The sequence below is a fragment of the Bacillus sp. CH140a_4T genome (assembly GCF_008923725.1).
GTDB lineage: Bacteria > Bacillota > Bacilli > Bacillales > Bacillaceae_G > Bacillus_A.
On the sequence record NZ_WBPF01000019.1, the window covers coordinates 191163 to 205639 of the forward strand.

Here is a 14477-nt window from a genome sequence, read left to right on the forward strand (position 1 = left end):
AAATGTAATCATATCTCGAATAAATGATAATGATTTTCATTATCATTGTCAACTAAAAAAATAAAAAGTTAACAAAAAAATAACCCCTTTTTAAGGGGGTTATGCCATTTTTTCTCCGGATTCTTCTTTAAAAAAGCTCTTCATCGCATGGAATACGTCTGCTTTTTGCTTTAAAATATAATATCTAAAATTCTCATCTTTAATATTTTTATAGGCTGACATGAGGGTACTATGGCGGTTGTACTGGTTCACTTCCCCATATCCAAACATATTACACTTCTTCATTAACTCCTCGACAAGCTTTACACATCTAGCATTATCTGATGTTAAATTATCACCGTCTGAAAAATGGAATGGATAAATATTATAGCGGTCTGGTGAGTATTTATTATCAATTAGCTCGAGTGCTTTTTTGTATACAGAAGAACAGATTGTTCCGCCACTTTCTCCTTTTGAAAAGAACTCTTCCTCTGTAACGACTTTCGCCTCCGTATGATGAGCAATAAACTCAATATCTACCGTTTCATACTTCGTTCGTAGAAATCTTGTCATCCAGAAAAAGAAGCTACGTGCCATATATTTCTCCCATATTCCCATCGATCCACTCGTATCCATCATCGCTAATACAACAGCTTTTGAATCTGGCTTTAATACTTCATTCCAAGTACGGAACTTTAAATCTTCTTGGTGAATCGGATGAAAAGATGCTTTACCACGCATCGCATTTCGTTTATATGCGGATATCATCGTTCGTTTCTTATCGATATTTCCCCATAATCCAGTCTTTCTAATGTCATTAAATTCAACATGTTCAATCCGGTTTTCATCTATTTCTTTTCTCTTTAAATTAGGCAGCTCTAATTCTTTGAAAAACGCTTGCTCTAATTCTAGAATAGAGACTTCAGCTTCATAATAATCTTCTCCAGCCGCATCCCCTGCTCCTTGCCCTTTTCCTGGTCCTTTTTGCTTTTGACCACCTGATCCATCTCTCGCAACGACATCACCAACTTTGCTGTCACCATTTCCTTGCCCAACATGTTTGTTTTTATCATAATTGTACCTAATCTTATATTCATCTAAAGAACGAATCGGTATTTTTACAACATCCTTACCATTAGACATAACTATGCTTTCTTCTGTTACAAGATCGGGTAAATTATTCTTAATTGCCTCTTGTACTTTTTCTTGATGGCGTTGTTGGTCGTCATATCCTTTGCGATGGAGGGACCAGTTTTCCTGTGAAATCGTATAATTTGGTTGGTTTTCTTCACCCATTTCTTTCCCTCCTTACTGTAATTGTCTTTCCCTATGAACAGTAAGCTAGAAATTTTGTTTTATACTGTGCAAGCTAGAATGAAAGATAACTGCCCATCGAAATTCATCCCATAAACATATATAACGTTTTTCATATAATACTCCGAGCATCCTAAACAAAATTTTGCCACTCATATACTAGAAAGAAATATTCAGCCGTTGATAAGAAAGAAACACAATGCATAGTTGCACACATTTACACTTTGCAACATATTGTATTGTGTTGGCTTTTTTCGTATGAATGGTTGGTTACTCTATCATATGCATATTGTAAAAATAATTGACAATAAATTCATGAAATTGCATCTTAATTTATTACATTTGGACAAGGTATGACACTTTACACATATAAATGGATAATAAAACGCTGTCCCGCAAAATACAAGAGACAGCGTTTTGTTATCAAACTATCGGTTTAGCAGACTACCTACATAGCGTAATAATTCATTCGCAGATGAAGAATTATAGCCATGCTCATCAATTAAGCGTGCAACAACATCATTAATTTTCTTAAGCTGATTTTCGTCTGGCGTTTTCGTTGATGTTGTAATTTTCACTATATCTTTTAAATCAGCAAATAGTTTTTTCTGAATCGCTTCACGAAGACGCTCATGTGAATTATAATCAAAGCGTTTTCCTTTACGCGCATAAGCAGAAATGCGAATTAAAATTTCTTCACGGAATGCTTTCTTAGCATTTTCTGAAATTCCAATTTGCTCTTCAATTGAGCGCATTAGCTTTTCATCTGGACTCATTTCTTCACCTGTTAATGGATCACGTAATTTCGATTTATTGCAATATGCTTCAACGTTATCTAAGTAATTATCCATAAGTGTCTTCGCTGATTCTTCATATGAATACACGAATGCTTTTTGTACTTCTTTCTTCGCAATTTCATCATATTCTTTTCTCGCTAATGAGATGAAATTCATATAACGCTCTCGATCTTCATTACTAATGGATGGATGCTGATCTAATCCATCTTTTAAAGAGCGAAGTACATCTAATGCATTAATAGATGGTACCTCTTTTCGAATAATTGTAGAAGAAATTCGGTTAATAACATAACGAGGATCAATACCTTTCATACCTTCATCTTGATATTCACGTTGCAGCTCCTCTACATCAATCGCATTATAACCTTCTACCGTTTCTCCATCATATAAACGCATCTTTTTAATTAAATCAATATCCGGACGCTTCGGATCTTTTAAACGAGTTAAAATTGTAAACATTGCTGCAACGCGAAGTGTGTGTGGTGCAATATGAACATTGGATACATCACTTTCACGAATCATTTTTTCATAAATATGTTCTTCTTCACTCACCCGTAAATTGTATGGGACTGGCATTACAATAATTCTTGAGTGTAATGCTTCATTTTTCTTGTTTGCTATGAAGGAACGATACTCTGTTTCATTCGTATGGGCTACAATTAATTCATCTGCTGAAATAAGCGCAAATCTTCCCGCTTTGAAATTCCCTTCTTGCGTAAGCGATAATAAATGCCATAAGAACTTCTCGTCGCATTTTAACATCTCTTGGAATTCCATCATCCCACGGTTTGCCTTATTCAATTCTCCATCGAAGCGATACGCTCGTGGGTCTGATTCTGAACCATATTCTGCGATTGTTGAAAAGTCCAGACTACCTGTTAAATCGGCGATATCTTGTGATTTAGGATCAGACGGGCTAAATGTACCAATCCCTGTACGGCGATCTTCCGAGAAGAAAATACGCTCTACAACTACATCCTCAATTCTTGAACCATATTCTTGCTCTAGACGCATAACGTTGAGTGGCGATAAATTCCCTTCAATTCTAACTCCATACTCATCAAAGAAATCATCCCGTAAATGGTGCGGAATTAAATGAAGCGGATCTTCATGCATTGGGCAGCCTTTAATTGCAAAAATTGCTCCTCGATCTGTTCGTGAATATGTTTCTAAACCTCGTTTCAACATCGTAACTAGCGTTGATTTCCCTCCACTAACAGGACCCATTAATAATAAAATACGTTTTCTAACATCTAATCGTTTTGCAGATGGATGGAAATATTCCTCTACAAGACGTTCTAAAGCATCCTCTAATCCAAATAGCTGATTACTAAAGAAGTTATACTTTCTTCTACCATCTACTTCTTCAATTCCAGCATCTTTTATCATATTGTAAATGCGAGAGTGTGCTGTTTGAGCCACCCATGGTCTTTCCTTCACAAGCTCCAAATACTCTGCAAACGTACCTTCCCATTGTAAGCGTTCTTCTGCTTCTCGATGCTGTTCAATTTTTTTTAGAATATCCATTATAGCTCCTCCCCCATCTCCTTGTTCAATCGGATTATTATAAAAGGTATGCTAGGATGTCCTCAAACATTCTTTAAATCAAAATGAAATATACAGTAGTGCTATAAAATTCTCTCCAAAATTCAAAGAAAATTCTGTATAATATAGGTATTAAAGTTTTTACACCGCTATTCATTTTAAATAAATTCTTTTCTTCCAAGAACCTTACATACATTTTCAATTCATATTTCAGATTCACAAACTGAAAAAACAGGAGGGGGATTAGTATGAAATTATTATTAATTTTAGGTGTATCACTCACATTTCTTACAGCCATTTTTACATCTGGTTACAATGATAAACCTGGTACACATAAAAAGTGATGTGCTTCTAAGCACATCACTTTTTTTATCAATCATTTATAATACACATTTTCCACATCATCTTTTGATAAAGGTCGGCTATAATAATAACCTTGTACAAACTTCACATTCTTTTCCTTCAAAAATTGTATTTGTTCCGCTTTTTCTACTCCTTCTGCAATTACATTCAATTCCAAAGTATGAGCTAAATGAATAATGGCAGCTGTAATATTCGTATCGCGTTCATCTACATGTATACCTTCCATAAAAGAACGATCGATTTTCAAAGTATCAATTGGATACGTTTTTAAATAACTTAAAGATGAATATCCCGTTCCAAAATCATCTAAATGAATCTTTAAGTTTTGTTCTTTTAATTGTAGCAATACTCTTTTCGATATGTCTTTATGTATAAGGGCTCCTTCTGTAACCTCTATCGCTAATAGATGGGCTGGGACATTGTGCTTATGTAAGGCCCGTGTAATCATTTCTATTAATGTAATGGAGCGAAAGTGTCTGGCTGAAATATTAACTGCAATCGGGACAACTTCATATCCTTTATTTAACCATTCACGTATTTGCTGACACACCTCATTTACTACCCATTCATCAAGCTTAATAATAAACCCTGTTCTTTCTGCTAGCGAAATAAATTGATTGGGAGGGACAAATCCTAATTCTTTATTCTCCCACCTTATTAAAGCCTCCATACTAGCTATTTTTTTCGTTTCAATATTCATTTGTGGCTGATAATATAAAAAGAATTCATTTTTTTCTATAGCACGATGTAATTGGTTTTCTATTATAAATCTTTGTTCACGCTCACAATCTAATCCAATGTAGTAAAAATGATAATGCCCTTTTCCTTTTTCTTTTGCTTTTTCCAAAGCAGCATCCACTCTTTGAAATAGTATTTTTTCATCTTCTCCATCTGTTGGAGCCATTACAATTCCGATTGACGCACTTAAATACACGTCCTCTTCTTCGATTACAAAATGTTCACTAATCTTTTTTAGTATACTTTTGGCAACTGTCTCTACACATTCTTTCGTTACATTTTCTATTAACATAACAAATTGATCATCGTGTTCTCTAAATAAGTGCATACCGTCTATTCGGAGATTGCTTAAACATTCTGTAACTTTTTGTAATACTTTATCCCCTTCTTTATGACCAAAAGTATCATTAATAAGGTGAAACTCATCTAAATCTATAAAAACAAGCGCAAAATTTATATTTTCATTTAAAAAATTATTTAACTTATTTGTACACGAAATTCTATTCATTAATCCTGTTAACTGATCATAATAAGCTAAATATTCTGTCCGCATTTCATTCAATACTTGCCTTGTAACATCCCTCGTAACAATATATACTCCAACAATTTCACCGTTCACAATAATCGGAATAGTTCTCAAAGAAATATAGAGCTCGTACCCTTCTTTATGAACATATTTCTTTGAAACAATTTGTTTTGCTCTTCCTTGCAAGGCTCCTTTAAATATAATTTGAAAGTCTTTTTCATATTCTTTATTAATAAATTCAAAAATAGATTTTTTATGTAATTCTTCATGTCGGTATCCAAATATTTCATACGTTGCTGGGTTTGCATATGTAATTCTACCTATAGAATCTATAGATATAATGGAGTCATTATTATATTCTAGTAATGACTTAAATAACATTTGTTTTTGCTCTATCTCTGCCTTTTCCTCAATCTGAGCTGTAATATCTCTCGTAATACAAATAATAAACTGACATACTCCTTCTTCGTCGACTACAGGATTAAGTGAAGATTCATAATGTAAGTTACCAGTTGGTAAACTAACTACATCACAAAAGGTATGTGCTTTCGCTTCGCTTGCTACTTTTGCATATTGCACTTGCAATATTTCCGCCGTATCTTCTGGTAATGCTTCAGCAAACGTTTTTCCATAACATTCTTCGCCTAGCTTCGCATAATCCATACCTATCTTATTTACATAAATATATTTAAAGGTTTCCTCATCCATAACTTTCACAATAAATACTAAATCTTGAATAGCATGTAATAATCCTCTTCTTATTAAATCCATATCTATCATACTTAAAAAGGTATTTTGATTATTATATTGTTCCTTCATATTTATCTCAACCCGTCTGATCTATTTTTATTCATATATCCCCATTCTATATGAATATGCACCCTTTTTTAAATGTATGATTACATATTATTTTTATTTTTATTTTTAGAAAAAAAGTCGCCATATGGCGACTTTTAATAAACAATTTCTAAATCTAATCCTGGATAATTTTGTTGACGGAATGCTTCATAAATTAAAATAGCTGCTGTATTAGATAAATTTAATGAGCGCACTTTATCAGTCATTGGAATACGTAAACAATGATCGAAGTTTTCTTCGATTACATTAGCTGGTAAGCCGTTTGTTTCTCTTCCAAATACAAAATAGTAATCCTTCTCACGTTTGCTATAATCAAACGCTGTATGAGCTTTCTCGCCATACTTTGTTAAATAGAAGAATTCACCGTCTTTATTTTTCTCATAAAATTCTTCAATTGAATCATAATACGTAACTTTCACGTGCTGCCAATAATCTAATCCTGCACGTTTTAACATTTTATCATCCGTTGAAAATCCAAGCGGTCTAATCAAATGTAATTCTGTTCCAGTTGCTGCACAAGTACGAGCAATATTCCCTGTATTTGCTGGAATTTCTGGTTGATATAAAACAACATGTACTCCCACGCGATATTCACCTCTGTTTTTTGTCTACTACGTATTATACCACTTGAGCGAAAAATCTCTACCCATTAATAATGTGAAAGAATTTATATTTCATTTGTGGTGTATATTTACTAGAATCTTCATAGTTCCAATAACGCCGACGGCTATTCGCTGAATGTGCATTTACAAGTGGCATACCATCTGCGTCTTTTGCTACTACAATCGTCGTATGATTCCACCTACCATCATCCTCAAAATCATAAGCAATGACATCACCAAGAATAAGGTCCTCTGGCCGTTCTACCGCTTCTGCTCGAAGCCCTGTTGTAGCACCTGACAAATACCAATAAAAAGAGTGTGCAACAGCCCAGCTCCAACTCCACTGATTCTCCCTTTGCCACCATCCTTTACGAATGTTAGGATATCCATTCATTGGTACTTCTCCAGTATGAAGACATTGAGAAATAAAATTCGTACAATTATCAGGGAAATTACGATATACAGGGTTTCGATCATCCCACCAACGCTCTGCATATTTAACTGCCTCTAAACGGTTATACTGATAAGAACCATACTTCTCTTTTATAAATTCCCTTTCTAACGTCTCATTCATTCCAGCTGCTTCTGGCACTTCAATAGCATAATCACCTATTACCCGGCTATTATTTAAACAAACTCTTCGTTTTAGTTGTTCCTCTTCGATATAAAATAATTCTTTATGCTTAATTAAATATTTAAAATGTATTTGATAATCAATTTCTTGATGATTGCTATTATTTAATTGTCTCATGAAAGAAACGTCCGCAGTTGCTTTCACTATATGTGCATTACGCTTTTGAAACAATTGTTTCTTTCTCTGTGCTATTTGGAATAAATCTTCAGCAATACCATCTACATTTGTTCGTTTTTCTGTTATATATGCTAAAAATTGTTGTACTTGCTTTTCAATATTTATTTTTACAACCATTTCGTCTCCCTCCCATATTACAATATGAAAAAGGGAGATATTATCTACTCTTTTTTCTGCGCTAACAATTCAAGCCCGCGATTCATTTCATGAAGAACCTCTTCATCTTTCTCACGTTGCATCGCTTTTTCAATGGCTTCGCCCACGCCATCTCCACCAATTTTCCCAAGTGCCCATGCTGCTGTTCCGCGAAGTACTGGTCTTGGATCATCTTTCATAACACCTATTAAATCAGGAGTTGCTGATGCTTCTTTAAAATGCGCAAGTGCCAAAATCGCATTTCGTTGCAACGGCTTTTTACCTCTCCATGAACCCGACATAATTCCATATTTTTCTTTAAAATCACGATTACTAATTGTTAAAAGTGGTGTTAACAAAGGCTTAACTAACTCAGGATCTGGTTCCATCTCAGGATGGTTATGAAAATCCATTCCTTTATTTTTCGGACAAACAGTCTGACATGTATCGCATCCATAAATACGATTCCCTATTTTATCGCGATATTCTTCCGGTAGGAATCCTTTCGTCTGTGTTAAAAATGCAATGCATTTCTTCGAGTCTAACTGTCCTCCTTGTATTAAAGCACCTGTAGGACAAATATCAATACATTTTGTACAACTTCCACATTGATCTTCTATCGGCTGATCTGGTGGGAACGGAACGTTTGTAATCATTTCTCCTAAATATACATACGAACCAAATTCAGGTGTAATAATAGCGCAATTCTTACCGCTCCATCCAATACCGGCACGCTCCGAAACAGCTCGATCACTTAATTCACCCGTATCAACCATTGACTTCACTTCTATATCGGGAAGTTTTTCGATTAAATATGCTTCTAATTTTTGCAAACGATCTCGTAAAACAAGATGATAATCTTGTCCCCAAGAAGCACGACAAAAAATCCCGCGTCGTTCTCCACGCTTACTTAATGGCGCATTTTTTAATTTTGAAGGATACGCTAATGCAATCGCAATAATTGATTTTGAGCCAGGTAGTAGAAGCTGCGGGTTCGTTCTCTTTTCTATATCAGGCTCTTCAAATCCAGATTGATAATTTAATTGCTGCTGCTGGATTAAGCGCTGCTTTAATTCCTCAAATGGTGAAGCACTGGCAAAGCCTATTTTATCTATACCAATTGTTTTACTATACGCAATTACATCTTGCTTTAATTGTTCAAAATCCATTCCTAATCGCCTCCTCAGATGAATCCACCTCTTATGTAATGTCTATATTGGTTAGCAATTCACTTTTGGAATACTATTCTTTACTTCTATTTTCGCATACAATTATGTTTTTCAAACATTAAAAAACGCAATGCCTCGTTTATCTTAGAAACGAAACACTGCGTTGATCACAATTTATAGAAAAACATTTAATAAAATTTGGAGCGGGTGAAGAGAATCGAACTCTCGACCAGAGCTTGGAAGGCTCTTGTTTTACCACTAAACTACACCCGCAAATATGAAATAAATATAAGATATTAGAATAACTTATGTAAAGTAGTATAGCATGTAAAAAAAACGTAAGCAAGAATTTTATCGAAAAAAGTCGAAAAAGTGATGAATAGCTCATCACTTTTTCAATTCTTTATCAATCGCCTTCTTCATACTATCGAAATCAGGGTTTGCAAGATTTCCGTTTATGTATACTGAAGGAGCACCTTGAACTTTTAATTTTTGAGCACGATCTGAATCTTTACGTACTTTTTCTTTTATTTCTTTACTGTGTAAATCTTTCTTAAATTGTTCTACATCAACTTTCGGAAGCTTCTCTTTCACAATGTTAAGAAGTAATTCTTCCGTAATCCATTCTTCCGTGTCTTTCTTTTGACTTTGATAAATCTCATCATAGAAAATCCAGAATGAATCTTGATCTTGTTTATAAATTGCTTCACCAGCTGCTGCACCTAAATCAGAGTCTTTTCCAATAAACGGGAAGTTAATAAAATATAACTGCACTTTACCTTTATCAATATACTCTTCTTTTAATCGTGGTAATACTGTTACATCCCAAGTACGACAAGCAGGACATTTGAAGTCTCCAAATTCAACTACCTTAACTGGTGCATCATCTTTCCCTAAAGATTGTTGTGTGGAATAAGCAAACATCTCATTCCCTTTATCTTTTTTGTCATTTATGATGCTATACGCAATTGTTCCAATTACAATCAATACTGCGATAGAAAAAACTATACCAAGAGCCATGAGTTTATTTGATTTCATATACATTCCTCTTTAAATTCATATTCTGTATACAGCATTGTACACAATACACATAATATCAATACTTACATATGTCACGCAATGAACACGCTCACATAAATTACAAAAACACAACAATTGTGACGATATTGTGTCACAATTTGTCACAATTTATTCAAAAAAAGAAGCTCCTATGTAGGAACTTCCCTTAGCTTACTGCTTTTTCACGGGCAGTATTTAACATCGACTGCTCTGTTTTTATATCATGACGAATGACTAATTTCTCACTAACTGCTTGCACATATTCATCATGATTGATATAGCCTTCTTTCTCCATTAATCTCAAAACTACATTCCGTCTCTCTACAGCCTTATCATAATTTTGTGCAGGTGAGTAATAAGCAGGTGCCTTTACTACAGCAGCCATCATTGCACTTTCAGCCAGCGTTAATTGATCCACCTTTTTACCGAAGTAAAGGTTTGCTGCTTTTTCAATTCCCCATGCTCCTTCTCCGTAATAAATATTACTTACATACAATTTTAAAATTTCATCCTTCGTAAATGTGCGTTCAATTTTTTTCGTATAAAAAATCTCTTTCCACTTACGAGAAAATGTGCGTTCATTCGTTAAAAAAGCATTTTTAGATAACTGTTGTGTAATTGTGCTTCCGCCTTGCACAACACCACCAGCTTTTATATTCTCAACAGATGCCCTAATAATCGCTATATAATCTAAACCGTTATGATGATAAAACCTTTTATCTTCTGTCGCAATAAAGGCATGTGTTAATGATTCTGGCACCTCTAACTTAGCCGGTACATGTAATTTACTAATGTCACTTTTCTCAATCATTACATTTCCAATGAATAATAACGTAAAACTTAACAATAATAATATAATAATGGCTTTATAAAAAAACTTAGTCATTGGATTTAATGCAACTTTTTGATGATAGTTCACCCTAGATAATACTCGTTCTTTCATCTTGAACACCTCTTTTCCACACAGCGTATACTTCTTACTTTAAGAATACCTTGTTGTAAAAAAATATCCCATCGATTTCTCTTACACGTACCTTACATCATTGTAAGGTATAAAGTGAAACTTCAATTAGCCCGCACCAATCGGACTACCCGGCAAATAGTGGGGTAAAAAAGTATTGTATCACAGTCCTTTTTTATCTACTATTCATCTGAAATATTGAATATAGATTATGTCAAAGCAATAATAACAGAGTAATCCTTAAGGCATCTCTATTAAAACAACCTATTTCCATTATATCATCTACAAATATATATATTTGTAAGTATCTAGCAATCTAAATGTGCATAACATATCATACATTATACAGAACGAACGTTCTTAAAATCAATACTAGCACTATTATTATTTTGGCCTTTTTCTTAAACAGTATACAAAAAAGAGTAGTGATTTGATTGTATCTCAAATCAGCTACCCTTTTCTTTACAATCTACCTATTAAATTATACGGCTGCACTTCCCACGTTTCGTACGGAATACAATGTGTTGCTCTCATCGCATCAAGCGTTCTGGATTTCATATGAGGACGCGTTATATACTCATCTATGTTCTCTTCATTTAAAGCAACAAATTTAGCCTCTTGTATTTCTTCAGGTTGAATTTTTATTTCACCGCTCACATATGCCACTTTAAAAACAACAGCCAAAATATGCATAGAAGCATTATAATAAACCCCTGTAATTCCGATAGGCTTCACCGTTAAACCCGTTTCCTCAAACATTTCCCTACAAACTGCTTGATCGAGCGCTTCTCCTTCTTCCACCTGTCCTCCTGGCAACTCCCACGTATCCGATCGCCAATGTACTTTAGCTAATAACACTTCATCTTTTTCATTTGTTAAATAACCTGCTACAGCAACAATATGCTTTGGTATTTTATGTTCCATATTAAACCTCCTAGAAATACTGATTATTTCATATATCCCTATAAGCATATTCCCTGTCTACAACAAAATACCTTTACTAATTCATCAACTTAATTAACTTCATAAAAAAAGCCCCTATCCGTTAAACGGGCAGGGCTTCTATCGTATTATTCTCCTAAGTCTACGTTATGGTAAACTTGTTGCACATCTTCTAAATCTTCTAATGCATCAACCATTTTTTCAAATTGTACTTGAGCATCTTCAGGAAGTTCTACATCACTTTGTGCAAGCATTGTTAATTCTGCAACTGTGAATTCTTCAACACCAGCATCTTTAAGTGCAGATTGTACGGAATGGAATTGATCAGGTTCAGCATACACGATAACAGAATCTTCTTCTTCTAGAATGTCACGTGCATCAACATCTGCTTCCATTAAAATTTCAAGAACTTCATCTGATGTTTTACCTTCAAGACCGATAACAGCTGTCGCATCAAACATATAAGCTACAGAACCGTTTACACCCATGTTACCACTGTTTTTGCTAAATGCAGCTCGTACATCTGCTGCAGTGCGGTTTACGTTATTTGTAAGTGTATCTACAATTACCATAGATCCGTTTGGTCCAAATCCTTCATAACGAAGCTCGTCATAATTTTCTTCTGAACCGCCTTTTGCTTTTTCAACTGCACGATCAATAATTGTTCTTGGAACATTGTATGTTTTCGCACGTTCTAATACAACTCTAAGCGCTTGGTTTGATTCTGGATCTGGCTCGCCTTGTTTTGCTGCCACATAAATTTCACGTCCAAATTTCGCGTATATACGGCTTGTATTTGCATCTTTTGATGCTTTTTTTTCTTTAATATTATTCCATTTACGACCCATACTTCCCACTCTCTTTCCCGTTTTAAATCTACATAAAAATATTAATATGAAATATAATGTGTATTCAACACATTTTTAAAAGAAATATAAAAAGTTCATTTTTGATTCATATTACAGACATAATATAAATCACTATCATTTTGTTCTATCGACAAGTTATATTATACATGAATTTCTACATTTATTACGAATTTTAGAAGCACATAGCACAATTTAACAAAAAAACTCTAACATTTTTGTTAGAATCTTTTTATATCGCCGATACTAGATGAACCAATTCAATTTGAGGTGTTTCCTGAATTAAAGGAATTAGGGGACTGGTTGAGTACTTCAACGCACATGTGGGCGTGCCACTCAACTATGTACAAGTACAACAAAGAAGAGTTTGAAAAGAGGTTTTTAGAAATTACAAACTTAACCGTTGATAATGTACTAATATCTACTAGTGGTGTCGGATTTAACTTCATGTCACCGGGGTGGAGAAATTCGCTCTAGAGTGCTCGAAAGGAATATTGTATATACAATATTCTGCTGACGTTTTATAGAAAAATAAAACTAAAAGGATAAAAATGAATGTTCGTTTTTATCCTTTTAGTGTTTTCACTTCAAAGTTGATAAGTGCCAATATATAATCCCTTGCCTGTTGATGAGGGATAACTATTTCTTTCTCAACTTCCTCTGTTTGACATTCATCATTTAACTGTAAATTTTCTTTATAGTTAGCTTGTGAAATCAACGTAAATGCAAGCGAAGCGAACTGTTCTGACACCTTACAAATTATGTTAAATCTGAATTAAATCAGAGCATTTGCTTTTTTGTGCTTATTTCGTCGTGTAATGAAAACACAAAAAAACTCTATACAATTAGTATAGAGTTTTTTTATGCCGTTCTTGATACCGATGGTCGGGGTCGAACCGACACTCCCGAAGGAACACGATTTTGAGTCGTGCGCGTCTGCCAATTCCGCCACATCGGCACAAAAGAAAAGGCGGCAACCGGATTTGAACCGGTGATAAAGGTTTTGCAGACCTCTGCCTTACCACTTGGCTATGCCGCCATATGAAATTTTATTGGAGCGGAAGACGGGATTCGAACCCGCGACCCCAACCTTGGCAAGGTTGTATTCTACCACTGAACTACTTCCGCAAAAATGGCTGGGCTAGCTGGATTCGAACCAGCGCATGACGGAGTCAAAGTCCGTTGCCTTACCGCTTGGCTATAGCCCATCGATTTCTTACTTAATTATATGTAAGTATCCATTAGATTATTTGTAATTTTAAAAATAAAAATGGGGCGACTGATGGGAATCGAACCCACGAATGCCGGAGCCACAATCCGGTGCGTTAACCACTTCGCCACAACCGCCATGTTGTGTAAATATATTTGGCAGGGGCAGTAGGAATCGAACCCACACTGGAGGTTTTGGAGACCTCAGTTCTACCTTTAAACTATGCCCCTATGTAAATGGTGGAGGGGGGCAGATTCGAACTGCCGAACCCGAAGGAGCGGATTTACAGTCCGCCGCGTTTAGCCACTTCGCTACCCCTCCGAAACTTACATGGTGCCGGCTAGAGGACTTGAACCCCCAACCTACTGATTACAAGTCAGTTGCTCTACCAATTGAGCTAAGCCGGCGTATTTTATTAAAATAAATGGTGGCTCGGGACGGAATCGAACCGCCGACACGAGGATTTTCAGTCCTCTGCTCTACCGACTGAGCTACCGAGCCTTATTAAAATGGCGGTCCCGACCGGGGTCGAACCGGCGATCTCCTGCGTGACAGGCAGGCATGTTAACCACTACACCACGGGACCATTTGGTTGCGGGGAC

10 protein-coding genes, 11 tRNA genes and 1 pseudogene are annotated in these 14477 nt (G+C 35.2%); 1 reads left to right on the forward strand and 21 read right to left on the reverse strand.

All coding sequences use genetic code 11. The features are described from left to right. Positions 1-99: 99 nt before the first annotated feature. The 11 genes from yhbH to F8162_RS21130 form a co-directional block, all read right to left on the reverse strand. Positions 100-1275, reverse strand: coding sequence for a sporulation protein YhbH (gene yhbH, locus F8162_RS21080; RefSeq protein WP_000503502.1), 1176 nt, complete (start codon positions 1273-1275; stop codon positions 100-102). Between the two features lie 446 nt (positions 1276-1721). After that, complete coding sequence (locus F8162_RS21085; RefSeq protein ID WP_000353281.1) at positions 1722-3617, reverse strand: PrkA family serine protein kinase; 1896 nt, start codon at positions 3615-3617, stop codon at positions 1722-1724. A gap of 394 nt (positions 3618-4011) precedes the next feature. After that, entirely contained in the window at positions 4012-6081 is a 2070-nt protein-coding gene (locus F8162_RS21090) for a GGDEF domain-containing phosphodiesterase (protein WP_151635554.1), read from the reverse strand. Between the two features lie 134 nt (positions 6082-6215). Next, complete coding sequence (trmL, locus tag F8162_RS21095; protein ID WP_000538149.1) at positions 6216-6704, reverse strand: tRNA (uridine(34)/cytosine(34)/5-carboxymethylaminomethyluridine(34)-2'-O)-methyltransferase TrmL; 489 nt, start codon at positions 6702-6704, stop codon at positions 6216-6218. 58 nt (positions 6705-6762) lie between these two features. Then, a complete protein-coding gene (locus tag F8162_RS21100; protein WP_151635552.1) occupies positions 6763-7650 on the reverse strand; it encodes an amidase domain-containing protein in 888 nt (295 codons plus the stop codon). 44 nt (positions 7651-7694) lie between these two features. Beyond that, the gene (gene queG / locus F8162_RS21105; protein ID WP_151635550.1) at positions 7695-8837 is read right to left on the reverse strand and encodes a tRNA epoxyqueuosine(34) reductase QueG; all 1143 of its coding nucleotides are present in this window, start codon (positions 8835-8837) and stop codon (positions 7695-7697) included. Between the two features lie 199 nt (positions 8838-9036). Then, a tRNA-Gly gene (locus F8162_RS21110) sits at positions 9037-9110 on the reverse strand. A gap of 114 nt (positions 9111-9224) precedes the next feature. Beyond that, positions 9225-9875, reverse strand: coding sequence for a DsbA family protein (locus F8162_RS21115; protein ID WP_151635548.1), 651 nt, complete (start codon positions 9873-9875; stop codon positions 9225-9227). A 187-nt stretch (positions 9876-10062) separates the two neighbouring features. After that, on the reverse strand, positions 10063-10839 hold the full coding sequence (locus F8162_RS21120) for a transglycosylase domain-containing protein (protein WP_151635546.1): 777 nt from the start codon (positions 10837-10839) through the stop codon (positions 10063-10065). 480 nt (positions 10840-11319) lie between these two features. Further along, positions 11320-11781: an NUDIX hydrolase gene (locus tag F8162_RS21125; RefSeq protein WP_151635544.1), complete on the reverse strand. Its 462-nt coding sequence runs from the start codon at positions 11779-11781 to the stop codon at positions 11320-11322. Between the two features lie 146 nt (positions 11782-11927). Next, the gene (locus F8162_RS21130) at positions 11928-12647 is read right to left on the reverse strand and encodes a YebC/PmpR family DNA-binding transcriptional regulator (RefSeq protein WP_000532975.1); all 720 of its coding nucleotides are present in this window, start codon (positions 12645-12647) and stop codon (positions 11928-11930) included. Between the two features lie 264 nt (positions 12648-12911). Here F8162_RS21130 and F8162_RS21135 point away from each other — a divergent pair. Further along, a pseudogene (locus F8162_RS21135) lies at positions 12912-13142 on the forward strand (DUF3884 family protein); the annotation flags it as partial. Positions 13143-13541: 399 nt separating this feature from the next. On the opposite strand, the gene F8162_RS21145 reads toward F8162_RS21135, so the two are convergent. The 10 genes from F8162_RS21145 to F8162_RS21190 all read right to left on the reverse strand — a co-directional run bounded on the left by F8162_RS21145 (position 13542) and on the right by F8162_RS21190 (position 14461). Next, positions 13542-13623: transfer RNA gene (locus tag F8162_RS21145), tRNA-Leu, on the reverse strand. 10 nt (positions 13624-13633) lie between these two features. Continuing rightward, a tRNA-Cys gene (locus F8162_RS21150) sits at positions 13634-13704 on the reverse strand. Positions 13705-13718: 14 nt separating this feature from the next. Then, positions 13719-13793, reverse strand: a tRNA-Gly gene (locus F8162_RS21155). A 5-nt stretch (positions 13794-13798) separates the two neighbouring features. Continuing rightward, positions 13799-13873: transfer RNA gene (locus tag F8162_RS21160), tRNA-Gln, on the reverse strand. A 63-nt stretch (positions 13874-13936) separates the two neighbouring features. Further along, a tRNA-His gene (locus F8162_RS21165) sits at positions 13937-14012 on the reverse strand. A 19-nt stretch (positions 14013-14031) separates the two neighbouring features. After that, positions 14032-14105, reverse strand: a tRNA-Trp gene (locus F8162_RS21170). A 7-nt stretch (positions 14106-14112) separates the two neighbouring features. After that, positions 14113-14196, reverse strand: a tRNA-Tyr gene (locus F8162_RS21175). 10 nt (positions 14197-14206) lie between these two features. Beyond that, positions 14207-14282 (reverse strand) — tRNA-Thr (locus tag F8162_RS21180). Positions 14283-14300: 18 nt separating this feature from the next. Beyond that, positions 14301-14376 (reverse strand) — tRNA-Phe (locus F8162_RS21185). A gap of 9 nt (positions 14377-14385) precedes the next feature. Further along, positions 14386-14461 (reverse strand) — tRNA-Asp (locus tag F8162_RS21190). Positions 14462-14477 lie beyond the last annotated feature (16 nt).

Excerpts from the sequence above, each read along its gene's own strand:
- yhbH (WP_000503502.1), bottom strand. The coding sequence starts at position 1,275 with ATGGGTGAAGAAAACCAACCAAATTATACGATTTCACAGGAAAACTGG.
- F8162_RS21085 (WP_000353281.1), bottom strand. The coding sequence starts at position 3,617 with ATGGATATTCTAAAAAAAATTGAACAGCATCGAGAAGCAGAAGAACGC.
- F8162_RS21130 (WP_000532975.1), bottom strand. The coding sequence starts at position 12,647 with ATGGGTCGTAAATGGAATAATATTAAAGAAAAAAAAGCATCAAAAGAT.
- F8162_RS21120 (WP_151635546.1), bottom strand. The coding sequence starts at position 10,839 with ATGAAAGAACGAGTATTATCTAGGGTGAACTATCATCAAAAAGTTGCA.
- F8162_RS21125 (WP_151635544.1), bottom strand. The coding sequence starts at position 11,781 with ATGGAACATAAAATACCAAAGCATATTGTTGCTGTAGCAGGTTATTTA.
- queG (WP_151635550.1), bottom strand. The coding sequence starts at position 8,837 with ATGGATTTTGAACAATTAAAGCAAGATGTAATTGCGTATAGTAAAACA.
- F8162_RS21115 (WP_151635548.1), bottom strand. The coding sequence starts at position 9,875 with ATGAAATCAAATAAACTCATGGCTCTTGGTATAGTTTTTTCTATCGCA.
- F8162_RS21100 (WP_151635552.1), bottom strand. The coding sequence starts at position 7,650 with ATGGTTGTAAAAATAAATATTGAAAAGCAAGTACAACAATTTTTAGCA.
- F8162_RS21090 (WP_151635554.1), bottom strand. The coding sequence starts at position 6,081 with ATGAAGGAACAATATAATAATCAAAATACCTTTTTAAGTATGATAGAT.